16 protein-coding genes and 4 pseudogenes are annotated in these 23,476 nt (G+C 59.7%); 3 read left to right on the top strand and 17 right to left on the bottom strand.

Going from position 1 to position 23,476, the window contains the following annotated elements; translation table 11 throughout:
- Positions 1-102: 102 nt before the first annotated feature.
- The 9 genes and pseudogenes from ACFQH2_RS10845 to ACFQH2_RS10885 all read right to left on the bottom strand — a co-directional run bounded on the left by ACFQH2_RS10845 (position 103) and on the right by ACFQH2_RS10885 (position 10,110).
- Positions 103-1,125: a 3-oxoacyl-ACP synthase gene (locus ACFQH2_RS10845; protein WP_377053513.1), complete on the bottom strand. Its 1,023-nt coding sequence runs from the start codon at positions 1,123-1,125 to the stop codon at positions 103-105.
- Positions 1,126-1,248: 123 nt separating this feature from the next.
- The gene (locus ACFQH2_RS10850) at positions 1,249-2,517 is read right to left on the bottom strand and encodes a branched-chain amino acid ABC transporter permease (RefSeq protein WP_377057068.1); all 1,269 of its coding nucleotides are present in this window, start codon (positions 2,515-2,517) and stop codon (positions 1,249-1,251) included.
- Positions 2,518-2,632: 115 nt separating this feature from the next.
- Entirely contained in the window at positions 2,633-3,649 is a 1,017-nt protein-coding gene (locus ACFQH2_RS10855; RefSeq protein WP_377053515.1) for a branched-chain amino acid ABC transporter permease, read from the bottom strand.
- Positions 3,646-4,343: pseudogene (locus ACFQH2_RS10860) on the bottom strand (ABC transporter ATP-binding protein). The gene ACFQH2_RS10855 and the pseudogene ACFQH2_RS10860 overlap by 4 nt, the downstream one beginning before the upstream one ends.
- 109 nt (positions 4,344-4,452) lie before the next feature.
- Complete coding sequence (locus ACFQH2_RS10865) at positions 4,453-5,292, bottom strand: ABC transporter ATP-binding protein (RefSeq protein ID WP_377053519.1); 840 nt, start codon at positions 5,290-5,292, stop codon at positions 4,453-4,455.
- 2 nt (positions 5,293-5,294) lie between these two features.
- On the bottom strand, positions 5,295-6,731 hold the full coding sequence (locus ACFQH2_RS10870) for an ABC transporter substrate-binding protein (protein ID WP_377053521.1): 1,437 nt from the start codon (positions 6,729-6,731) through the stop codon (positions 5,295-5,297).
- 159 nt (positions 6,732-6,890) lie between these two features.
- Positions 6,891-7,595 (bottom strand): helix-turn-helix domain-containing protein, encoded by a 705-nt coding sequence (locus tag ACFQH2_RS10875; protein WP_377053523.1) that lies wholly within the window; start codon positions 7,593-7,595, stop codon positions 6,891-6,893.
- A 47-nt stretch (positions 7,596-7,642) separates the two neighbouring features.
- Positions 7,643-9,283 carry an AMP-binding protein gene (locus ACFQH2_RS10880; protein ID WP_377053525.1) on the bottom strand — a complete coding sequence of 547 codons (1,641 nt, stop codon included), beginning with the start codon at positions 9,281-9,283 and terminating at the stop codon, positions 7,643-7,645.
- Positions 9,280-10,110 (bottom strand): alpha/beta fold hydrolase, encoded by an 831-nt coding sequence (locus ACFQH2_RS10885; protein ID WP_377053527.1) that lies wholly within the window; start codon positions 10,108-10,110, stop codon positions 9,280-9,282. Before ACFQH2_RS10885 ends, ACFQH2_RS10880 begins: the two co-directional genes overlap by 4 nt.
- Before the next feature lie 148 nt (positions 10,111-10,258).
- Here ACFQH2_RS10885 and ACFQH2_RS10890 point away from each other — a divergent pair, with 148 nt between their 5' ends.
- On the top strand, positions 10,259-10,384 hold the full coding sequence (locus tag ACFQH2_RS10890) for a hypothetical protein (protein ID WP_377053529.1): 126 nt from the start codon (positions 10,259-10,261) through the stop codon (positions 10,382-10,384).
- Here the strand turns inward: ACFQH2_RS10890 and ACFQH2_RS10895 are convergent, their stop codons facing one another.
- The 4 genes from ACFQH2_RS10895 to ACFQH2_RS10910 all read right to left on the bottom strand — a co-directional run bounded on the left by ACFQH2_RS10895 (position 10,385) and on the right by ACFQH2_RS10910 (position 13,944).
- Positions 10,385-11,290, bottom strand: a complete 906-nt coding sequence (locus ACFQH2_RS10895) for an NAD-dependent epimerase/dehydratase family protein (RefSeq protein ID WP_377076730.1) — start codon at positions 11,288-11,290, stop codon at positions 10,385-10,387.
- Between the two features lie 89 nt (positions 11,291-11,379).
- Positions 11,380-12,132, bottom strand: coding sequence for a pirin family protein (locus ACFQH2_RS10900; RefSeq protein ID WP_377053533.1), 753 nt, complete (start codon positions 12,130-12,132; stop codon positions 11,380-11,382).
- 547 nt (positions 12,133-12,679) lie between these two features.
- On the bottom strand, positions 12,680-13,342 hold the full coding sequence (locus ACFQH2_RS10905) for a queuosine precursor transporter (RefSeq protein WP_377053535.1): 663 nt from the start codon (positions 13,340-13,342) through the stop codon (positions 12,680-12,682).
- A gap of 263 nt (positions 13,343-13,605) precedes the next feature.
- Entirely contained in the window at positions 13,606-13,944 is a 339-nt protein-coding gene (locus ACFQH2_RS10910; RefSeq protein WP_377076731.1) for a hypothetical protein, read from the bottom strand.
- A gap of 606 nt (positions 13,945-14,550) precedes the next feature.
- On the opposite strand from ACFQH2_RS10910, the pseudogene ACFQH2_RS10915 reads away from it, so the two are divergent.
- Positions 14,551-15,329, top strand: a pseudogene (locus ACFQH2_RS10915) (sulfite exporter TauE/SafE family protein).
- Between the two features lie 452 nt (positions 15,330-15,781).
- Positions 15,782-17,041, top strand: coding sequence for a digeranylgeranylglycerophospholipid reductase (locus tag ACFQH2_RS10920; RefSeq protein ID WP_377053541.1), 1,260 nt, complete (start codon positions 15,782-15,784; stop codon positions 17,039-17,041).
- 572 nt (positions 17,042-17,613) lie between these two features.
- On the opposite strand, the pseudogene ACFQH2_RS10925 reads toward ACFQH2_RS10920, so the two are convergent.
- The 4 genes and pseudogenes from ACFQH2_RS10925 to ACFQH2_RS10940 form a co-directional block, all read right to left on the bottom strand.
- Positions 17,614-18,483 (bottom strand): annotated as a pseudogene (locus tag ACFQH2_RS10925) (MFS transporter); the annotation flags it as partial.
- Between the two features lie 156 nt (positions 18,484-18,639).
- Positions 18,640-20,590, bottom strand: a pseudogene (locus ACFQH2_RS10930) (archaea-specific SMC-related protein).
- Positions 20,591-20,732: 142 nt separating this feature from the next.
- Positions 20,733-21,383, bottom strand: coding sequence for a rod-determining factor RdfA (gene rdfA / locus ACFQH2_RS10935; RefSeq protein ID WP_377053546.1), 651 nt, complete (start codon positions 21,381-21,383; stop codon positions 20,733-20,735).
- Between the two features lie 1,129 nt (positions 21,384-22,512).
- The gene (locus ACFQH2_RS10940; protein ID WP_377053548.1) at positions 22,513-22,791 is read right to left on the bottom strand and encodes an ArsR family transcriptional regulator; all 279 of its coding nucleotides are present in this window, start codon (positions 22,789-22,791) and stop codon (positions 22,513-22,515) included.
- Positions 22,792-23,476: the final 685 nt, after the last annotated feature.

Raw genomic sequence — 23,476 nt, forward strand, 5'->3', positions numbered from 1 at the left:
GCCTCGAACCGGTCAGAGTGGCAAAGTAGCCCTTCAGTAGACTCTATCGGCATCAGTCGAGAGAACGAGTCAGTCCACGTCTACGGCTACCGTGAATCCTGGTTAGCCCCGCCAGGTCAGAACGCTTGCGGACCAGGTGTAGCCGGTTCCCGCTGCGAGAAAGAGGACCAGATCTCCCGGATCGAGCAAGCCCGCCTGAAAGCCTTCGTCGAGGGCGAGTATCTGGTCGGCGCTCTGGATATGACCGTACTCGGAGAGGTAGTAGCCGCCAGTCTCCGGGTCTACACCGAGTTCCTCGAAGACCAGATCGTGGAACGACCGTTTCATGTGGGTGATCGCGACGAAATCGACGTCCGATCTGTCGAAGCCCGAGTCTTCCAGGGCCGTGTCAGCTACGTCGAGGTAGTTCGGGAGCGAGACGCCGCCGATGCGCTCTTTCATCTCTTCCTTGTGCGGGACGTCGAGCGTATGGCGTCCCTCCTCGACGCTCTCGACGCTCGGCGGTTCGACCGATCCACCGGCATGCATGATCACGTCCCGCGAGAAGGAGCCGTCAGTGAGAGTCGCGCTCTCGTGGACGGTCGCCCGTGTCCGGTCCTCAGGCTCCGCTTCGAGCACCATCGCGCTCGCACCGCTACCGAAATTGAACATGAACGACGATCGTTCGTTCTCGTAGTCGACCAGATCCTCCTCGCGACTCGCGGTGACCAGCAGTGCCCTGTCGATATCGCCCACTCGCAGTTGCGAGGCTGTCTGTCGGATCGCCACCGGCGCGCCGGCACAGAGTGTGTAACTCTCGGTCGCGTACGCGTTGTCCGCACCCATCCGCTCGCAAACGTCGGCGGCCGCCGACCAGACGATGTAGTCTTTGTACTCGCTGCCGTGGTAGAGTACCAGATCGAGGTCGTCGGGGTCGACGCCGGCGTCTGCCAGCGCCTCCTCGCCCGCCGCGACACACATATCCGTGACGTGATCATCGTCGGGCGGACAGACGCGTTTCTCTTCGAGACCCATCTTCTCGACGACGACTTCCTCCGGGATCCCGCTGATCTCGGCAATCTCCGCTCCAGTGAGCACCTCGTCGGGGACGTAGCGGCCGAAACCTGTCAACCCGACTGTATTCACTCGGCCTCACCTCCTGGTCCGTCGGCCGCACGTTCGACGATGTCGATACGATCCGGAAAACGATCCGCTCCTCGTGTCATTAATACTGTCATTGTGTAGGTCATGAAAGATGGTGACGCTGGTTCAGTCCCGTAGCGATCGGACGTAGCGCTGCATCCTATCGGGGAGTTGGTCGGCGACGGTCCCGCCGAGACGATCTCGTATCGTCCCCAGGATACCTCGCGGCACGTAGAGGACGAACAGGATGAACACGATTCCGAGATAGAGTTCGGCGCGCCCGTCGAGGAGCACGTTGATGCCCCGGACGATGGTGAAGTCACCGACGCCGAGCTCCAGGACGCCATCCGAAAGCGTACTGCGGAGATATCGTGCGAGACCGTGGTCCTCCGTCGAGAGGATGCCGCCGAGCAACTCCTGGAAGAGATAGCCGTACAGCGGCCCGGCGAGAGTTCCAAGACCGCCGATGATCGCAGCCAGCAGGGCGTCTGCGGTGACGAACAGGTCATAGGTCGTCTCCGGGGAGACGGCCCGTCGGTAGCCGGCGAAGAGCGCACCGGCGACGCCGGCGAAGAAACCGCTGATCGCGAAGGCTCCCATCTTGTACCAGAACGTGTTGTAGCCGATTGCACGGGCACGTTCCTCGTTCTCCCGGATGGCGATCATCACTCGTCCGAACGGTGAGTGGATGATCCGCTGCATCGCGAAGTACGAGATGATGACGATCAGCCCGATCATGTAGTACGAGACGTCGGTTGCCGATAGATCGATACCGAGTCCGAACAGGTTCTCGACGGTGGAGCCCTGGAGTCGGCCGATCTGCCACTGCAAGGAGTCGACGAACGGGAGGCCGATCGAGTAGCCACCTTCCAGAGCACCGCCGATAGCCGCCCCATCACGGGGGTTAGAGCTCACGTACCCCCAGTTCTGGATGAAGACGTGTGCGACCTCGGCAAACCCGAGCGTAATCATCGCGAAGTAGACTCCGGTAAGCCGGAAGGAGACGGTGCCGATGATGAGCGCGATCACGACGGAAAGCAAGCCCGCGACTATGAGCAACACCATGAGCGGCGTGTCGTTGGGCAAGAACGGAATCCGCCCAGTTGCAGTCATGATGACGAAGTATGCGCCCGTTCCGTAGAACAACGCGTGTCCAAAGGAGAGATAGCCCGTGTACCCGCTCATGAAGTCGAAACTCATCGCGAACAGGCCGATATAGAGGACGACGGCCATCGTCCGGACGCGGGGAAGGATGATATCGAACTCCGTTCCCAGGGGCGTCGAGAGTAACGCGCTATAGAGCACCGGGTAGGCGGCAAGCAGAGCGATCACGACGATGTGAACGACGTGATCGGAGAGGTATGTGCGGAGATCCGAACTGAACCGTTCGCCCATTCGAACCTCGCTCTCGCCGGGATCCGTCTCGACGGTCGATTCCACGTCAGTCACGTCCTCGGTACGTGACGTCTCGCCCCCGTCCGCCTTGCGGTCGGGGGTGTCAGTCGGATCGCTAATGGCCGCCCACCTCCTCGACGCCGAGCAACCCTTGCGGCCTGACGATCAGGACGAGCACCATCACCAGGAACAGCGACATCTCGGGAAGCCCAGGGTAGGCGACGTGATTTGCGAACACCCACTGCATGAGAGCGAACAGAACGCCGGTGAGTACCGAGGCGACAACGGTGCCACGGAACGTCCCGAGACCGCCGATGATGACGACGACGAAGGCGATCAACAGCGTCTCTGTGGAGAGCGGCACCTGGATGGCGAATCGCGGGTCCCACATCAGCATCACGCCGGCGACGCCTGCCAGTCCCGAACCGACGCCGAAGACGACAGTAAACGCCTGGCGGATGTTGATGCCGAGGGCCTCGACCATCTCGCTTTCCTCGCTACCGGCGCGAATGTACAGGCCGTATCTGGTCTCGTTCAGGAACCACCACGTCCCGATAACGACTGCGGCACCGACCAGGACCTCGAACACTTGCAGTCGGTCGACGTAGGGGATGAGCGACCCCGACAGCAGGTCGGGCATCGTACCCCGTGGCTCGCGCCAGTCCGCGCCCGGTGATCGACCGTACAGTCCGACGACGATCCGTGCGAGTTCGTCGAGTACCAGCACGATACCGAACGTCAACAGAATCTGGAACAGTGGTTGCCGATCGTATATCGGACGTATCATACTGATCTCGACAGCACTTCCCAGTGCGGTCAGGAGGGCGAAGACGAACGCCATCGCGAGGAAAAACAGTATGAGCGAGACCAGTTCGCCGGAAACGAGCGTCAGTGAAGCGAGCATGAACGCTCCCCCAATGTAGGCCCCGAGCATCACGAACGTTCCGTGAGCGAAGTTCAAAACCCCCATCAGGCCGAAAATCATCGACAACCCGACACCGATCATGACGAACAGTGCTGCGAACGAGAACCCCCGAGAGAGCACCCGTGTCAGCTCCGAGACCTGAAACAGGTCCCGCACGATATCGAGCAGCAGGTTCGCGAGTATCGGATCGATAGCGATCCCACTCATGCGGAAAGATACCTCCGGATGAGTTCGTCGTCCGCCGAGACCTCGTCGGAGTTACCTGACCCGACGACCTGGCCGTGATCGACCAGATAGAACCGGTCGGTCAGATCCATCGCCATCGGGAAGTTCTGTTCGACGAGGACCAGCGTCGTGTCGGCGGCGATGTTCTCCAGCGCGTCGACGACCTTTTGAACGATCTGGGGGCGAGTCCTTCGCTCGGTTCGTCGACGAGCAACAGGTCGTTGTCGCCGACGAGTCCTCGCGCAATGGCGACCATCTGTTGTTGGCCGCCGCTCAGGTCTCCCGCCTCTTTCTCGTGGAAGCGTTCGAGGTCGGGGAACGTACTGTAGGCGAGTTCTAACGCGTCGGGCACGTTCTCCGGATCGGGCGTCGCGATCTTGATGTTCTCCTCGACGGTCAGGTGCGAGAAGATCCGGCGGTCCTCGGGAACCCAGCCGATCCCCCGCTGGGCTACCTCGTGGGTCGTTAATCCGGTGACGTCTTCTCCCTGAAACCGAACCGTTCCCTGTTGAGGCGGGGTCAACTGCAAAATCGTCCGCAACGTCGTCGTTTTGCCGACGCCGTTTCTGCCGATGATGGCGACGTTTTCGCCCTCCTCGACCTCGATGTTCAGTCCCTCCAGGATATGGCTCTCTCCGTAGTACGTGTGGACGTCTTCGACGGAAAGCATGGTCATAGTCGCTCTCCTCCGTAGATACTGTCTGGGGGACGTTCGCGCGAACACTGATATTCCGAGTTCTGGTCGCCGATCCGATTTCGGCGACGAGTCGCCAGTCCGACGTTAGTCACGCCAGGCCACCTCCGCTGCTGTCCTCCGACCCGTGTGGCTCCTCGTCGCCGTCTACTGGAGCACCAGCCGTCGTTTCGGGGTCGTAGCCACCGAGATAGGCCTCCTGCACCGCAGGATCCTCGCGAACTGCCGCGGGTTCGTCGTTCGCGATGAGTTCGCCCTGATTGAGAACGAGGATCCGATCGCTCACCTCCATCACGACATCCATGTTGTGTTCGACGAGCAGGATGGCGTGGTCGTCGGCCACGTTTCGGATCAACTCGATGATGTCGTCGATACCATCGCTCGACACGCCAGCGGTCGGTTCGTCCAACAGCAACAGATCTGGATCGCCTGCCAGCGCGATCCCCACCTCGAGATTGCGTTTTTGCCCGTGGCTGAGGTTCGCGGCGACAGTGTTGGACTCTTCAGCAAGACCGACGCGGTCGAGAATCCGCTGGGCCTCCCGTTCGTAGTTCGAGAGGGAGCCGACGTTCCGCCACAGTCTCCAGGAATCCGATCCGCCGTGGGCCTGAGCGGCCACCCGGACGTTCTCGAGCACCGTCGACGTCGGGAAAATATTTGTTATCTGGTACGAGCGGTGAATCCCTCGACGCGCGGTTTCGTGAGGTTCGTCCTCAGTGATGTCTTGCCATCCGTCGTCGTTATACTCGACTGATCCGGTCGTCGACTGTAGCACGCCCGTCAGCAGGTTGAAAAAGGTCGTCTTTCCGGCTCCGTTGGGACCGATCAGCGAGCAGAGTTCACCCTTGGCTATCTCGAAGTCGACGTTATCGACGGCGGTCAGTCCGCCAAACTGCTTGGTCAACGCGTTCGTTCGGAGCAGTCCCGACATACCTATCGGAAGTCACACTCCATCTCGTCGGCGTCTACCGGGATCGTGGTTTCGTCCATCGACACGGTGTCGATCGGCTCGGATGGCTGCACCGACGACGGCCAGAAGTCGGCCCACTCGTCCTGCGTCGGCGAGGGGTACGCAATAGTCATGTCCGAGCGCGCCTGATTGTTGTACTCCTGGTAGGTGTACCCGCCCTCACCCTTCGGCGTATCCTGGACGGTCATACCAGTCATCGCGTCGGCGATGTCTGCGCCGTCGGTAGAGCCGCTCTCCTCGACTGCCTGCACGATAGAGGAGGCCGCTGTGAACGTCCCAGAGGTGAACAGGTCCGGGACGGTGCCGTAGGTGTTAGAGTAGTTTTCGACGAACCAGTCGTTGATCTCGTTATCGTACTGGTTCCAGTGATAGCGGGTCGTGAACGGCCCCAGTTGTGCATCGCGGAGGTCCTGTTCGGTGAAGTCCTCGCCGATGGTGCTCTCGACCACTGATCCGATAGCCTGGTTGGTGATCAGTGTCGCGAACCCACCGAACATGCGCAGGCCGTAGTCGCCGGACAGACCTTCGGTGAGGAACGCCGGGAGCGTCACGACCGTGAACCCGCCGATGATGGCGTCGGCGTCCGCCTCGACGGCGTTGAGGTAGAAGTCCTCGAACTCGGTGGTTCCCCGCGGGACGAAATCTTCGCCGACGACTTCGACGCCTTCCGCTTCGAGTACACTGCGGTAGTTGCTCGCAACGGCGCGCCCGAAGCTGTAGTCCGCAGCGATGATGTACACTTTTTCGGTGTCGGTCTCGGTAGCGACGTATCGGCCACCGCTCCGGGCATCCATCGCCGTGTTCTCGCTCGCCCGAAACACGAGGTCGCTACAGAGTTCGCCATCGGACGTGACGTCGGCCGCGGCGGCAGGCCCCGCGATGAACGGGGTATCGGTCTGTTCGACGACCGAACTGATTACGCGGCGCGCCGAACCCGAGTTGGCGGTCCCGAAGAGGAGGTCGACCTCCTGATCGAGCACCAGGTCTTCTGCCAGCGACTGAGCCTCTCCCGGATCGAAGACCGTGTTCTCGATATACAGTTCGTAGGTCACGTCGCCCGCTTCGATAGTCTGTTGACCGGCCGTGTCAACATCTAGTGGATCCTCGTCCAGTTTATAACCGAGTCCCGACAGGAAGCCCCAGAGGCTCTGCTGTCCGTAGTATTCGAGGTCACCTGTCAGCGGCTGTAGGACTCCGATATCGACGGTTCCCTCGGCTTGACCGCCGTTCTCGCCGCCGTTCTCGTCGCCGTTTTCGGCTCCGTTTTCGTCCCCGTTCTCGCCGCCGTTTTCACCGCCGTTTTCCTCATTGCCCAAACAGCCTGCGAGGGCAAATGCGCCGATCCCACTCGCGGTTCCGGTTCGTCGTAGTACGTCACGTCGCGTGGTACGCTGTGACATATAATTATAAACAATGGGTATCTGTTAAAGATGGATGGTTGATATGCAAACCCGTGACTCAGTTCCCCGACGAGAGTAGCTTCCGAAATCGGTGGCGTATTGACGACGAGTAGCTAGAGACGACATCTGCGAGACGACTACAGATCGATTCCTCGCCCGCTACACATCCAACTCGTCCATCGCGTTGACGACCCGACGAAGCACTTTCCGCTCTGCTCGGCGGACGTTCTTGGAGACGGCGGTGTCCGAGATGTCGAACTCGTTTGCGAGCATCTGGAGCGTCGCGCCCCGTGGCTGGTCGAAATAGCCCTTCTCGTCCGCAACGGTCAGGGTCTCCCGTTCGGTCTCGGAGAGAACGCGACAGCCCTCGAGCAACTCGCCCGCCGCGTCGGCGTTTTCGAGCAGGTCGAACAGGTCGTCGATGTCGAACTTCGATTTGGACTCCACCGTAAACTCGTTGTTGCGCTCGAGTTCGGCCAGCGCATCGTCGGCGACGGCGGCCTCGTCGAACCCGATCTCCCACTCCTCGCTACCGGACTCGATATGGAACGGGCCGGTGATGTAGCCGTCGTTGTCGGTAATGACCCGCATCGCGTCCGTCTCGTCGATCACTGTCCGGATCATCGCCGTCCCGCTGTGTTTCTTGAACAGATCGTACTCCTGCATATTCGGATGTGATCTGACCGCCGAGAGTCCGGACTCCAGTACGTCCCGATTTTTCGCACTCACGCCCATCCGCGTCTCGAAACTCCGGGTAGCGGAGTTGAACTGCCACTGGACCGCTCTAAACGTGACATCGTGATCGTCCGTGGTGTCGATGAACGGACAATCGTACTGCTCCATGTCCAGCGTGTAGTCGATCATTATTGTTCATCATTTTCATGCGGACGGATAACGGTTCGGGGTGAAAACTAACTTTCGTCTGGAGAGTTCCCGTACTCCTCCTTGATTGCGGCGCGGTCCAACTTGGACGGCCCACTCATCGGCATCTCGTCGACGAACGCGAGATGTTTCGGAATCTTGAATCTGGCCATCCGTTCGTTCAGGAACGCTGTGAGTTCTCCGAGTGTGAGCGGAGACTCCTCTTCGTCCGCCGATTCGAGCGCATTCTCCGCAGGTTCGACGACCGCCTTTCCGACCGTCCCCCACTGCTCGTCCGGCACGCCGATGACGACTACCTCTGCGACTGCGGGATGGTCTGCGATTACGTCCTCGACTTCGGGCGGGTAGACGTTCTCGCCACCGCTGACGAACATATTCTTTTTCCGACCTTCGATATGATAGTAGCCGTCTTCGTCACGGCGGGCGAGGTCGCCGGTCGATACCCACCGGCCAGCGCGCCGACCGTCCGCTTCCGGATCATCGGCCACGGGGATCTGGTTCTCGCCGAACGTCTCTGCGGTCGCTTCCGGGTTCCGCCAGTATCCCGCCGCGGCGTGAGGCCCCGACAGTTCCAGTTCACCGATATCGCCACTTGGGAGCGCCGTTCCCTCCTCGTCGACGACCCGGACGTCCGTATGCATGACTGGCTTGCCCACGGTCTCTACTTTCTCTGGCGCCGGATCGTCGGGCATCGCGAAGTTGTTCGGACCGCACTCGGTGAGTCCGTAGCCCTGTGAGATATCCACGTTACGGTTGCGCCACATCTGGACGATGGCGTCACGACAGGGGCCGCCACCGCTCTTGACGAAGCGAAGCGAAGAGAGATCGGTCTCTTCCCATTCGTCGTGACGGGCCATCGCCCGGAGTACGGCGGGAACCGCGACGAGAACCGTCGCATCGCGCCGATCGACCTGTCGGAGAACGCGCCCGGGTTCGACCTCGCGGTCGATAGTGATCGTCGCCCCGATATTGAAGAAGGGTAGCGAAAGGACGTTCCAGCCCCCGGTGTGGAAGATGGGGAACACCATTGGGGCGACGTCGTCGGGACGTAACCCCCAGGCAGTGATCGTGTTAAACGAGTTCCAGTAGAGCGATCCGTGCGTGATCGTGGTCTCTTTCGGGACCCCTGTCGAACCGCCAGTGTGCAACAACAGGTGCGGGTCGTCGAGCGCTCGCTCGGCGATCGGAACCGGCGAAGCGTCGGCCGGTAGCCCCTCGCTGTAGACCTCCCAGCCGCCGGCAGGATCGTCGGTTTCGATCTCCCGTACTTCGGGCTCGGCATCCGACCGAGCAAGTGCGTGCTCGACGCGCTCAACGAACGGCGACTCGATGATGAGTAGTTCCGGTTGGACGAGGTCGAACAGTTCCGCGAGTTCCGGCGGTGCCAGGCGGTACGACATCGGAGCGAGCAGGGCCCCGATCTTGCCCGTCGCGAAGAAGAGGTCGAACGCCTCGACACGGTTTCGCGAAACGAGAGCGACTCGGTCGTCGACGTCGACCCCGAGATCCAACAGGAACCGGGCGGTGCGGTTCGCTCGCTCGTCGAGGTCGCCGTACGTGTAGGCGGTGTCGTCCGTCTCGTCGATGATCGCCGTCCGATCCGGAGAGAGTGACGCCCGACGGCCGCTCCAGTCACCGGTCCACTCGTACGGATCCTGCCCCCAGTTCATGATTCCTCTGCCGGGGTCGCTATGGGGTTCGAACGGAGAAACTCGTGCAGTCGCTCGGTGACCCACTCGGCATCCTCGAAAAAGAAGAGATGGTGGCCGTCGTCGAGGATTTCGAGTCGGCTCTCGGGCAGTTTCTCGTGCAGCAAGTGTGCGTTCTCTACGGGGACGACGCGGTCTTTTTGACCGTGACAGATCAACGTCGGAACGGTTAGCTCGTCGAGTTCGTCGCTCGTATCGAAGTTCAGCACGCCTGCGGCCTGGGCCTCGCGTGCGGCCTCGTCCGCGTTCTGTTCCAGACGCCAGTCGACGATCTGCTCGACGAGTTCCGGCTTCTCCTCGTACAACGAATCCGATACGGCCGGTCGCATGCGGTGTTTGATACGCTCTCGCTCGTCCGCACCCTCCGGGGCGGCGAACATTTGAGCCTGCGTCTCCTCCGGTATCGGAAGCGCGTCTGGCCCGCCGTGGGTCGTACACAACAGGCCGAGCGTGGCCGTGCGGTCGTAGTCGAGGGCGTAGCGCTGGGCGATCATTCCGCCCATACTCGCGCCGACGACGTGAGCGTGGTCGACGTCGGCATCGGCGAGAATCGCCTCGAGATCCGCGGTCATCTCCTGAATCGTGTACGGTCCCTCGGGGGCATCGGAGCGGCCCGTTCCGCGGTTATCCGGGACGATAACGCGATACTCGTCTTCGAGGGCATCGCGCTGTCGCCGCCACATCCAGCGGCCAGTAGCGAGCCCCTCGACGAGGACGACAGGCTCAGCGTCCGATGGTCCGCTATCCTCGTAATAGAGCGATATTCCATCGTTGGTCGTTGTTGGCATACCTCTAGAAACGTCTACTACGAACAAAGTATCTCACGTTCGAGTATCAACCCGTAGTCGCAACGTTTGCGGTCGGAATTCGATGTCGCAGCGCTCATAGCCCGGACGTGGCGAAGGTTTTCTGCGGTTTGGACGCGTAGTACTGGATATGACACACGATACCCCCCACGACACCAGCGAGCAACTCCGGTGGTGTGAGAACTGTCGACTCAACGTCGTGCCGTCGACGAGCGAGTCCGGCCCCGAGTGCCCGTCCTGTGGCACCGACCTCTAATCACGACGTCGGACAGTACTCAGACGAACTCGGGGTCCGGAATCTCTTCGTCCTCTGCTCTTTTCCAGGAATGCTGTGGCTCCCAGTCAGCATCGACTCGGCTTTCGCCGTCGAAAACGCCGACTCCTCGCCGGTGAGTTCGCACTGCTCCGGGAGTTCACCGTACCCGGCCTCGATAGCATCCTCTGTGTCGATGCCGAGGAAGTTGTCCGGACCGAACGCGTTGAGAATTTCGTGTCCCTCGATATCAGCCGCCAGCGCCGCCTCGACCATGGAGACGACGTCCCGAACGTCGATGTACGACCAGAAGTTCCCGTTCCGATCCGCGTCGTCGACGTCGAACGCCTCCCGGATCTCGGTGATCTGATAGCGGCCGGGATACTGGATCCAGGTCGGACGGATCGAGACGACGGAGACGTCGAACGCGTTCGTGACCCGCTCGGCCGCGGCCTCTCCGGCTATCTTCGACGTTTCGTAGCCGTTCCACGGCGCGACGGGATGGGCCTCGTCGATGGGGAAGTACTCCGGTAACTCCGGGTCGGGCCAGTGTGTGCCGTAGACCGTTTCGCTGGACGCCCAGACGACGTCCGCGCCAGCACGGCCGGCCGCTTCCAGCACGTGGAAGGTACTGACGATGTTGTTCTCGAAGACGTTTCCACCCGCGTGGTCTTCCTCGTGAGGGATGTTACCGAAGTGGACGACAGCAGTGGGATCCGCATCCAGTATCGTCTCCCAGACCGCTCCCTGATCGGTGAGGTCGACGTTCTGGAAGTTGACCCCCTCCACGGCTGTCGACTCGGGGAGCGTCTGATCGAGTGCGACGATCTCGTACTCCTCGCGAAGCGATTCGACGATCCAACTGCCGGATTTGCCGAGCGCCCCGGTGACGACGACTGTCTCAGTCATAGTCTTCAATGGCGGGTCGCCCACTTAATGACTGGTCCCAGTGGCAGGGGTGGCAACCGCGGCGTAACGGAACCGGTTCGCGGACCGTCTCAGCGTCCGATCGTTCCTGCGGTCGTAACCGGTGCATCCGGATCGATCAGGAACGCGACCAGCACCGTCTCGGTCGTGGCGGTAACCCCCAGTTCGTCGCCATCGACGAGCAGTCCGCTCTCAGTCTCGCCGAAATGGGTATCGCCAGCCATGACTGCCCCCTCGAACACGTAGAAGTACGTATCCCATCCCGTCTTGGAGGGGAGGTCCACCGTGGCGTTGTTGCTGAGATGCGCGTCGTAGAAGTGGACCTCGTTCCGAACAGAAAGAGGCGCGACAGAGCCCTCCGGACCGAAGAGATGTCGCCATTCGTCGAGGGTTGGGTCCGGAACAGGTTCGTGCTGAATCGTCGGCGCGAGGTCGAGACTGTGCGGCCGAACGAAGATCTGTAGCATTCTGAGCGGGGGATCCTCTGCAAGCGTGCGTTCCTCGTGCCAGAAGCCGCTTCCAGCGTTCATCACCAGCAGGTGTTCGGGATCGGTGATCAGTTCGTTCCCCTCGCGGTCGTCGTGACGCATCACGCCGTCAGGTACCCAGGAGATGATCTCCTCGTTGTGATGTTGGTGCATCGGGATGAATGTGTCCGGATCCATGAACGACTCGACGACGGTCGCCAGGGGGCCGTAGCCGTGGTCGCCGTGGTCGGGGAGGTTCTGTCCGGGGAAATTGAAATGGATACGGAACTGTCCCTGGTTCTGAGAGATATCCGTTCGGGGAGCCTTGTGGAGGTTGGCCGTCGGTTCGGAGTTCATCTACCACTACTCGGGCAGAGAGCTACATATGTTTGCGGTCACTGAGCAACCGAACCCATTCGATTTCAACCGACCAATCGTCGTCCGTGTCGGCGGCGCGGTCGCGGACCGATCCGAGAGTCTACAGGCAGTTCGAGGCGAGTGCCTCGGGTCGTACGGAAATCTACGATTTCCGTGATGAGGAGACGCTCCGCGTCTCGAACCACTTGACCCCGAGGGTGAAGCCGACACGAACTTTTAACAGACCACGTTTCGTCGTAGAAGGACAGTCAGAGAACCCAGAAAGACGGATTAACGACCTTAATCTAATGCTGACTGAGCAAACGGTTTGGAAACGTGGCCCCTCTCAAAATCCACCACTGGTGGTGCGACGGGGGTTTCAACGGGGGCTGGTGGAGGCCCCGACCTTCACGGACGCTGTGGTGCGTTCGGGTGTTAATTCCAGCCGATCCTGAAACAGCAGGGGAGGTCGAGGGGAATTAAATTCGCCTGCGGGCGTGGTGCAGACCCAAAACGGTGAAGCCTCGGGCCTTGCCCCCGAGGTACTTCACGAGGCAGTTCGGTCTACGGCTTCCGTCACGGCGTAGAAGGGGACGGTATCGAGGAGCGCGACGATCAGTTTGACGGCGTACTGTCCGATCACGATGGAGGCCAGCGCCCAGCCCCAGGTCGGGGTGCCGCCGAGGCCGAGGGCGGGGAAGACGGCGAAGCCGAGCGTGATGAACACGACCGTATCGACGCCCTGACTGATCGCAGTCGAACCGCAGTTGCGGACCCACCGGTAGCGACCGCCGGTCCGCGCTTTGAGGTCCGAGAACAGTCGGACGTCGAGATGCTGGGCGATAGCGAGGGCGACTACCGATGCGAGGATAATCGACGCCGAACCGCCGAGGGTCTGTGCGAACGCCTCCTGTCCCTCGAAGAAGGGAGCCGTCGGCATCCAGATAGCCATGAACACCAGCGCGTACGAGAGCACCAGCGTCAGCACGGTGCCGTTGATTACCGTTGCGGCGTACTTTCGCCCGTGATACTCGACAAGCAGGTCGGAGGCCAGATAGGCGAGGCCGAACGCGACGAACCCTGCCGGAATGGCGACACCGCCGATAATGGGGAGTTCGAGCCACGTCAACTTCGCCGCGAGCACGTTTGCGAGTACGACTGAGCCTGCAAAGACCGCAGTGAAAATCGCTTTCGTATCGTCGACGTTCACCGGTCACCACCTCGGGCGAGGTGGGTGGTGCTGCTCTGAGGTGGTGCTGTCCTGCCGCAGTCGGACGGTAACTCGTCCGATGCGAGCAGTCTGGAACCAGTTCGGATTGCGAGTACTACCATAGCAACTGGTAAGCCGGTGCTATCGAAAGAGTGCTTCGATAATACACAGAGCATATCCACAGACGGTCGGCGTCGACAATGCTTCAACAAGAGGGATCGTATGAGTTCGTCTCGCGCGGGAGGCCGAGCAGTCCGAGTCCCCTATCCGTCGCAACAGACGGTGTACTGCACGTCTGCATCGAGTACGGTCTTGACTTGGTCGGCGACGTCGTCGACCGAAGCGAACGGGCCGAATTTGCTCACCGTTGCGCCGTCCGCTCGCAACGATATTACCCACCTGACGGACTCTTTTGGACCGGCACGACGGGTGATCAGCAGTGTCCTGTCCGGGGCGACGAGTCGGTAGCCGTCGTCCACGTCGTCGAGTGTCCAGTCGACAGCATCATCGAGGACTCGCTCTACAGTTCTCGCGAGTCGATGATCGAGGTCCGGCAGTACGTCCTCGGTGCCCATGCAGGAGAGGACGGGGGCCACGGACATATGGGTTCTGTGACCGACGAGATGGGGCTACTGGGGCGCCACACGCCCGACCGCAGTGCTCACCGATTCCCCCTTTCCTCGACGAACCACGTCAGTGTTGGCCGACGCAGTTGTGAGCGTCCGATCTCCCGAAAAATATAATTTTTATATATTATATGTGAACACGATAGGACACGTCAATGAGTAATCGGATAAAAAGATATGAGTGCCGAAATACAATCAATATATAGACGCAATAGGCCTGTTGATCCCAGATTTTTGATCTAAGACATTGAGATCTCTCTGTGGGGAGTCATTTTAGGTAGTTATTGTAAATAGAGATATAGAAGACAGTATACTCCAGTAATTAGAAATCTAGCTCCAACTTCTGGATTTCCATGCCGATTTTAATGGATTTGTTTTTCAGAAGTCGACTGAATTCTGCGACAGAAGAAATAACAAATAAGATGGATAAATATAATGATTTCAGTTCCTGTATAGTTGTACCGATCCCACACCGATGCTGTGGTAGAGCCGATCCCACCCAACACACAATGCATCGACTGATGAGCAACCGACGCGCACAGCCGGAGCAGGAATAAACCCTCAGGGTGAGATATTCAAGCAATGATAGATTCGCTGGCGTTCGCAGGACTACTGGTCGTTGTGATGACGGTTGCCGGGGCGGTAAACGGCGTCGCGGGCTTTGGCTTCGCGGTGGTGGCGACGATGGCGCTCGCGACGGTGGTCGATCCGGCCACCGCAGTCGTGTTCATGATCGTTCCGATACTGGGGGTGAACCTCTCGCTGATCGGCGAGCTATCCGGCGATCAGCTCCGGACCTGTGGGCGTCGGTTCGCACCGTTGTTGATCGCCGCACTGGTCGGGATGCTGGCCGGGTTAGTCGTTCTCGACGTGATTCCCGATGCGCCGTTGCGGGTCGGCCTCGGCCTCATTTCCCTGGCGTTCGTCGCCAGCGTACAGGAAACGGTCCGGCTTCCGACGCTCGAACGCGCCAAGGAAGCGTGTTTCGTCGAGTCTTCGGCGGGAATGGTTGCGGTCGGTGCCGTTTCAGGCGTCGTCTTCGGCGCGACGAACGTCGGCGTCCAACTCGTCGCCTATCTCAAGAGCTGTAACCTCTCACACGGACTGTTTATCGGCGTCACGGCGATGGTGTTTCTGGGCCTCAACGGCGTCAGAGTCATCGCGGCCGGAGCGCTCGGCCTCTACCCCGATAGTATCGTCTTCATCGCCTCGATCGGTGCGACCGTGCCGGCTGTAGCCGGCGTCGGAATCGGAAAGCGCCTCCGTGACCGGATCAGCCAGCGACTTCGGCGGACACTGGTTCTCTCCTCCTGACCGTGATCGGTGTCCGATTGATTCTGGGTGGGCTGGGTATCGCGTGAACACGCCATTCCCGCCCGGAACAGCAGTACACCGGACTCCCGCGTACCGTCGACGGCGGTCGGCCCGGGAGGTCACACCGCTGGTACCGAGCCCATCTGACAGCCGTGAGTCCGAGTCGTAGAACATGCTGGGGTGCAGTCCTCCCGAGGTGACGGCGCGCGCACTCCCGGTCGAACGGGAAGACTGAGTTGTCTTTCTTCGGACACTCGCCACCCCGTCCGCAATTATAATTGGTTCTGATTTTTGCATAGTACAGGCTATATACTTACAGTATCGTACTATATCGACAACTATCTATAAAATAAAAAACATTAAAATATTTGAAAGTGTAGATATTCCAACCGTGAAACTGAGCCTGAGATCATTTCACTACATAACGGCAGTATCACCCGACTAAAGCCGGGTGTCGTCACCTCGAAGTATTTATAACCGGGACACCCGATGTCAAAATATGGAAGCAGAGTACGACGTTGTGGTCGCTGGTGCAGGTCCAGCAGGTGGGCAATGTGCCCGGGACCTCGCCGCACGGGGCTACGACGTTCTCGTGCTTGAGACGGAACCAGAAGCGGAGTTCCCCCGCCAGAGTAACAAGTCAACCGCCGGGACGTTCCCGTCGATGATGTCAGCGTTCGGCGTCCCCGACGATGTGGTCCAACAGTACACCGACACTGTCGTGCTGGAGTCCCCCAACGAACACTTCACGCGGAATATCTCCGGTGCGGTGATGGACTTTGCCGCGTTCAAGCGCTGGCTGGTCGAGAAGGCACGCGAGAACGGGGCGGAGTTCCGTTTCGACTCTCGCGTCGCCGGACCGATCATGCAGGACGGGGAGATTGCCGGCGTCAAGTACGATGGTGGCGAAGAGGTATACGGGAAGATCATCGTCGACGCCACGGGTCCGAGCGCGCCGCTGGCCTCAGAACTCGGCGTGAGCAATCTGGAACGCGAAAACCAGGCGATCGGGATCGACTACCACATGGAGGGTATCGACTTCGAACAGGACGGATACGCCGACCTACACGACTCCATGATGCTCCGTTTGGATCACGACATCGCACCTGGTGGCTACTCGTGGATATTCCACACCGGCGAGGACACCGCAAAGGTCGGCGTCTGCTACCTCCAGAACGAGCGCCACCGCGAGAAGTCGAAAAGCGGGATGACGATCGACGACTATATGCAGCACTGGTTCGATACCGATCCGCGGTTCGAGAACGCGAGCATGATCGAGGGCGGCGACATCCTCCGCGGTTCGGCACATATCCAGATGCCGGGCGAGATGAGTACGGACAGTTTCATGGCAATCGGCGATACCATGCCCACCATCGATCCCCTGTGGGGCGAAGGGATCAACAAGTGTATGCAGTCGGGGCGGAAGGCGGCAATCGCCGCCGATCACTGTCTCACGCCTAAAGATCCAGACACCTCCGCGAAGCAACTCTCAGTGTACGACAAACTATGGCACGAAAAAGTTGCACCGAAAATGAAGTCGCGGCTGCTGATGACCGAAGTCCTGTATCTCGCAGCGAACGACAGATACGACACGTTGATGCGTGATCTGAACCGTCTCGACGACGAGACACTGGCCAAAGCGAACGACGGAGACAAGGGAGCGATCATGAAGCTACTACATCTCGGGGATATCCCGGAACTGGGCAAGTGGGCACAGCGTCGGCTTCTAGACCCGTCAAATAGGTGGAATCCGTCCTGAGCAGACGGGCTTTCTTTTCCTCAGATCGAACGGGGCCGAACTCTCAGTCGACAGTATAAACCACGTAACAGCCCGGTATACGCCGAGTAACTATACCACATTGGTGAAATACAACAGACGACCCATGCCACGATGTGACAACTGTGGAGGCTTCGTAACGCGTAATTTCGCTCGAGTCTTCGGAGACAACCAGGATAACGTCCAGGGCTGTATGGAGTGCTGTGACCGCACGGCAGTCAGAGAGGGCGGCGTTGTGGCGAATCCGTCGACCTGAGCGCCGCTTCCGTTTGCTCTGTCACGGCTAGTGAGTTCTCGGAGCCGTGGTACGCTCACCACGCTCTCTGCGTTCCAGCCCCACCAGCCCACCAGAACGGTATCACGGACGGGCGCTTCTCGGCCGGCAGTCGGATCGTCTCGCGACCGGTTGTTACTACTTTAGTAGGACCTGTTTACTTCCGGACAACTGGTGTTGTCGGGACCAGGAGCGGCGTCCCAATCTACCCTGACCGGCGGGTGTGACTGCCTGGATAGCTTGCGGGATGGCGTGTGAGCAGAGCTGCTGGGGACTATGCGCCATAGCCGACCACGCCGACGAGCACGCAGAACACGAGAACTCGGTCCCGGCTGAGTCGGTCGGCCAGCCGCCCGACAACCGGCTGTGTAACGCCGTTGACGACGAAAAACGCCGAGAACAGGCCACCGGCCGTAGTCTGCGAGACGCCGTGGTGGGCCACGAGAAACGAGGGGAGAAACGAGGCCGTCCCCTGCCAGACGAACGCACAGAGCACGGAAACGCCAACGGTGAACGCGATTGGTCGGCGGCTCAGCAACTCGACGAGTGGACCCAGTTCGAACCGCTCGGCCATCGGCTGGTCCGGTCGTTCCGGTTCGGTCGGCCGGACGCGCCAGGCGAACGTCACGAAGACGGGGAGAGCAACCACAACGCCGAGCGCAATCGCGTAGCGCCAGCCCAGACGGACGCCGACGGACGCTGCACCGATCGGAGCGAGCAACCCAGCTAACGGCGCGCCGACGTTGTGCAGGCCCAGCGCAGTACCGGTGTTCTCGAAGTTCTTTGTCAACAGGGTCGCGGCAACGCTAAAGTGTAGTCCGGCCCCGGCACCCAGAAAGACCGCGAACAGGACGAACGCGGGCAGCGACGGCGAGAGCGCGAGCGATGCGCTCCCGAGACCTGTCAGTCCGATCGCCGCGAGAATGATCCGGCGCTCCCCGAAGCGGTCACCGAGAACGCCGCTCGGGAACTGGGAGAGCGCGTACGCCAGCCACATCCCCGAGAGGGCGAGGCCGACCGTCGCGTTCGACGTGTCGAACGCCTCGACGATGTTCAGGACGACTGGGCTGATAGCGAGGCGAGCGGTCATTGTGACAAAGAAGGCCAGCGTACACAGCGCCAGTAGGGTGTGGCGATACGACCAGCGCATCGGCTCAGCGCTCCACGTGGAGCGTCCAGATCTCCAGTTGCGGGCTCATCCTCGGTTGACGTCTTGTCATCATCTACACCAGTGGCGGGAAACGGAAATGAATCACTATCCGACTGCGACATTGCGCGGTTCGAGCGAACGCTGCGAGGGGCGTTCCTAGATCTCGGTGACGCGCTCGTGTTCGACGTCGAGCGCGGCGGCGTCCTCGTACAGCAGCGCAACGACGAGATACGGGGCGTACTCCCGGAAGTACGCGACCAGATCGGCGATGCGGTCGGAGTCGATAGCCTCAGTGAGTCCAGTAGCATGAACGGGACCGTCTCGTACACCTCGTGGACGAGATAGCCCGCCAGTGCGAATACGAGCCCGGTCACCTCCCGCTCGCTCTCGCTGAGGTGATCGATGTCGTCCTCGTAGGCAGTCCCACTGTCCGTCGTTCTGACGATCTTGAGATCGAACGTGCTCTTCGAGACCTTCCGACGGCCCTCGCGGACCTCACGCTCACTACGCTGGATCCAGATCCGATCGAGGTTATCGTACTCCAGGACGTCGAGGAGGCTCTCCATGTGGCCGTTGAACGCCTCGACGGCTTCCTCTTCGATCCGGTCGATGCGGGTTCGGAGTTCGGTGAGTTCCTCGGCGATTTCGTCACGTCTCGTTTCCAGGCGCTCACGCTCGTCGAGACGGGATTCGATCGACTCGATCTCCTCTTCGATCTCCCGGCGTTCGCGCTCCTTTTGCTCGATCTGGAACTCGATAGAGTTGGCTTCTTTGTGGTAGTCGAGCACCTCCTCGTAGGTTTCGGACTCCAGCTCTTCGACCTCGGATTCGAGCTGTTCGACGGCGTCGGTCAGTTCCTCACGCTGGACCTCGTAATCCTCCAGTCGCTCGGACCGATCAGCTATCTCGTCGCCGACCTCCTCGATACGACGTTCCAGGTTGGCGGATTCCGAGCGCGTCGATTCCAGTTCGTCGACCTCTTTCCGTCGTTCTCTGAGCTGATTCGACAGCTCAGACCGTTTCTGAAGCTTCTCCTGACGGCTCGACTGCAACTGCTCGATAGTTCGTTCGATCTCCTTGCGCTCGACCTCCGAGCCGCAGGTCCAGCAGACGACCGAATCCGAGTCCGAAAGTAGCTGATCGGTCACGTCGCCGCCGGAAGCGTCCCCAACACCCAGTTCGGTGGCCTCTTCCAGCCGTTCCTCGTTGAACTGGATCGTGCTCTGCAGCTGGCTGATCTCGGCCGTTAACGACTCCTTTTGGCCCTCCAGTGTCTCGATCTCGGCGCGTAGCCGCTCTACCTCGGCAGCGCGGTCGGCCGGAAGCGATTCGAGCTCCGCTTCGAGTTCCTCGCGCTCCGATTTCAGCGCCTCGATACTTTCTCGCTCGGTATCGATCCGGCGTCGCGTCCGTTCGAGCTCCGACCGGACCGACTGAAGCTCGTCGAGTTTCGTTTCGAGCTCCTCTTTCTCCGTGCGCGAGGTTTCGACATCCGCGTCGACCTCGTCGATCTTCGCCTCGATGTCGGTGAGTTCCGTCTCAGCTCCTCGATCTCGCTGGACAGTCGCGTGCGTTGCTCTTCGAGGCCCGGGAGCTTCACCGCAAGGTCGTCGAGTTCGTCCAACTGCTCGTCGAGTCTGCGTTTCTCAGCCGTCCGATCTTCTATCTCCGAGCGGATCGCCGTCGTGTCGACGGGTCGCATGATGAGTTCGCGCAGGTCGTCGCCGCGCGCCACAGCGCGGCGCGCCTCGTTCGACTCCAGCAGGAAAGCGAACAGATCGGCAATCTCGCTGTCCTCCAGATACGGATTGCCATCTGTGACGATGGTGCCTCCGCTCCGTTCGAGCGACCGCTCGTAGACCTCATCATCGAACTCCAGGCTGGCCCGCCCGGCGTCGGCGTCGGCCTTCAGCGAGATGTCGTCGCTTCCCAGTGCCGCCATGATGGCCTGCAAGAGCGAGGTTCGGTTCGTAGCATTCCGGCCGGTGAGTGCCGTTACTCCCCGGTAAAGCGTCACAGAGGTCTCGTCGATACCGCCGATATTCTCGGCTCGGACGGTAACCTGATCGGGGAGGGCCTCGGTGTTCATACTAGTACCTGAGTCCATTGTCAGAGCGTTTGTAGCTCTCCATATTTATTTGTTCGTTATTCTACGGTCCGGATCGCGGAACGGCGGTACTGATTACACATGTACAGATGTAAACGGTCGGGCTGAACAGTCGTCCGGACCGGAGCCGGTCTCTCGCAGTTTAACTCTCTGCGCCTGACTCGGAGTCGTTCTCACACTCACAGCCCCCGCGCTCGAGCAGGTCACCGGCCGTATACTGGTTGCCACAGTCACTGCAGATGATGGAGACGTCGACAAGCACGTCGTACTCGCCGAGATTGATCGCGTCTGACCGATCGAGGCGCTCGATAGTGTCGTCGGTCACCGCTACGGTCCGGTTCTGTAACGCGCGGATCTTGTCGCGAGCGTTCTCGATTCGTTCTTCGTCGTCCGGCGTGACCATCGACGTATCGAGACAGTCGGTCAGATGGTTGTGAACGGTCTGGTGGGACACGAAATCCTGTTCGACCTGCTCGATTGGGACGGAGCCGTGTTCGAGTTCTCGCCGCGTTTCCGTACGCATCCCGCTGCTCACGTCGTCATCAGTCAGGAGCCGATAGGTGTTCTCGATCTCGCCGTCCTTGTACGCGACACCGGCCTCGTCCATCGCCGCGCGGAGGATCGATCGGTTGACGTACTGTGCAAGCTCTCGCAAACTATACCGCTCCTCACCGCGCCCCGTCCAGTACGCTACCAGTTCGTCGTTCAGCGCTGTGAGGTCGTACTCCTCCAGCACGCGACCGACTTTGCAGCCGCAGTCGATGTCGTGGAGTCGCTCGTCGGATGTTGTCACGATATTTTGTATAGGTCAGCGGCAATGTAAATACTTTCTTCTCAGCGGTCTGCGGCGGTTTCTCTGTGTAGTAGATAACTGTTACCTACTAGAAGATTCTGCTTACTTCAGGATCATCAAACCGGCCAGCGGGTTGAACAACCCCATAAAACCGGTAGGACCCGAGTACTATGATGTCTCATCCTGTCAGAGCTGGACGAGGAGAGATTTGACCAGTTTCGCCGCGAATTGCACCCAAATCGAACCACTATAATATCCGTCAAAGTCGGAAAACCGACAGACAGTGTCACTGTCACGACACCACTGACACCGTACTATGTCGGCCAGAAATATAGTGTATATTACATTTGCCGTCAGATGTATATACGCCTAACCTGAACTTATTTCTCATGCCGAAGTGGCTATCCGACAGTGAACGAAAGCGTATTGCAGAGTTCGCGGAAACGCCGAAATACGAACGGGACCCCGAGATGCTGGCTCCGGACGACGACGACAAGGACGACGATTAGACGCCCTCCGAGTGTGTGCTCGCTGCCCACCAGTAGCTGCCATGGCTCTACAGCGTAGCACATACCGGCACCGATCCGCTACAGCAGGCCCGAAAATCGTCGAGCCGCAGGTGTAGAACAGCGGTTCGACGTCGCGCAAGTGTCACCGACGTGCCCGGAGTGCCGTGCTTGTGGAACTAATCCTCATTGAAGCGCCACAGCAGACCATCATCAGCGGTCTCAGCCGATTGAATCGATATCTACTCCGACCGCGCCGGAAAGCGAGACGACGGCTGTCGTGAGCAGGATTGCCGATGACCTCCACCAAGAGGACGAGACTATACTGTCAGTCGCCGGCGGTGAACGTCTCGACGGACTCCTCTCGCCGTTCGTCGCCGATCGGTCTGTATATTCGATGTGTTCCTTCCCAAGCAGGTACGGCCCTCTGCCCTGGGTCGCTGGCCAATGACAGAGCGCAGAGGACGAACGGGACGAGAGTAGACGGAAAATCACTGCTGACTGTCCCGGGGACCGTGATGGCGCTCACACGGAGTGTTTGCTGGAGTGGCGACCGATGGACGACGTGGCGCTGGAGGTCGCCGCTGCTAAGACAGTCGCGGACACGTTCCAGAGCCGGTCAGTTACTCGACCATGTTTTCCGCCTGGATCTGTTCCCAGATTTCCTCGCCCGCATCCGTGATGCCGTAGACGCGCCCCTTTTTTCGGTCCTCCGACACGAGTAGGTCCACGAGTTCCCGCTCGCGCAGACTGCTTAATGCTCGTGAAATGTGTGCGATCCCGGCCCCAGAATCGCTAGCTATCTGTGTCGGCGTCGCTGGGCCTTCTGACAGTCTCCGGAGTACTTCGACACGATACCGCGAACTGATAACGAATCCGATCTCGTCCCATTCGTCGTTCATAATTGAATCTATCTAGCTATCTCTTGCTATGCGGCAAGCGGCTTAATACATGTCCATCGTCAAAACTGAATTCCCCAATATATCATACTTTAAGCTACGTAAAACTACACCGACTATCTGTATCGTAGTAGTATGCTAATAATACTCAACTTTAGCTATCTTTATACAGATATTATAATTCCTAGTTGATGTTCACTCAACGGTATTAGACGATTACCATCAGCATCTATTTGGTGATTTCAATTCGTTTCGACGTTTGCCATTGTATACTATCCGGCCGAACGGATCGAACGATGGGGCTACAGACGGTGGGATCGTATGCAAACACAGTGATTAGACTGACTCTCGAGCGAGGACGGTAACTCGTCGAGATGAAACATCTCCGAGTGCAGTCCGATTTGGGGAGGTCGAAACTGTATATCGACACACGTGTACTCGTATCGTGATCCACACCGGATCTCTGAAATCAGAAAAGTTCGTAACAATAGAGGTACGGACGATGGAGCCAGAAGGACGATTCAGAGCCTCATAGGAGCAGTATAACAAAACACCGGCGTCGCTACCACCGTAGACGAACGAAGAATGTGGCTAGCACAGTCCGGTTCGGCAGAGTGGCGATATCGGAGTGCAAACCAACACAGCCGTCGACCTTCTGATCAGCGATGAGCGAGGATTTCGAGGGGAG

The sequence above is a fragment of the Natronoarchaeum sp. GCM10025703 genome, assembly GCF_042661985.1.
Taxonomy (GTDB): Archaea; Halobacteriota; Halobacteria; order Halobacteriales; family Natronoarchaeaceae; genus Natranaeroarchaeum.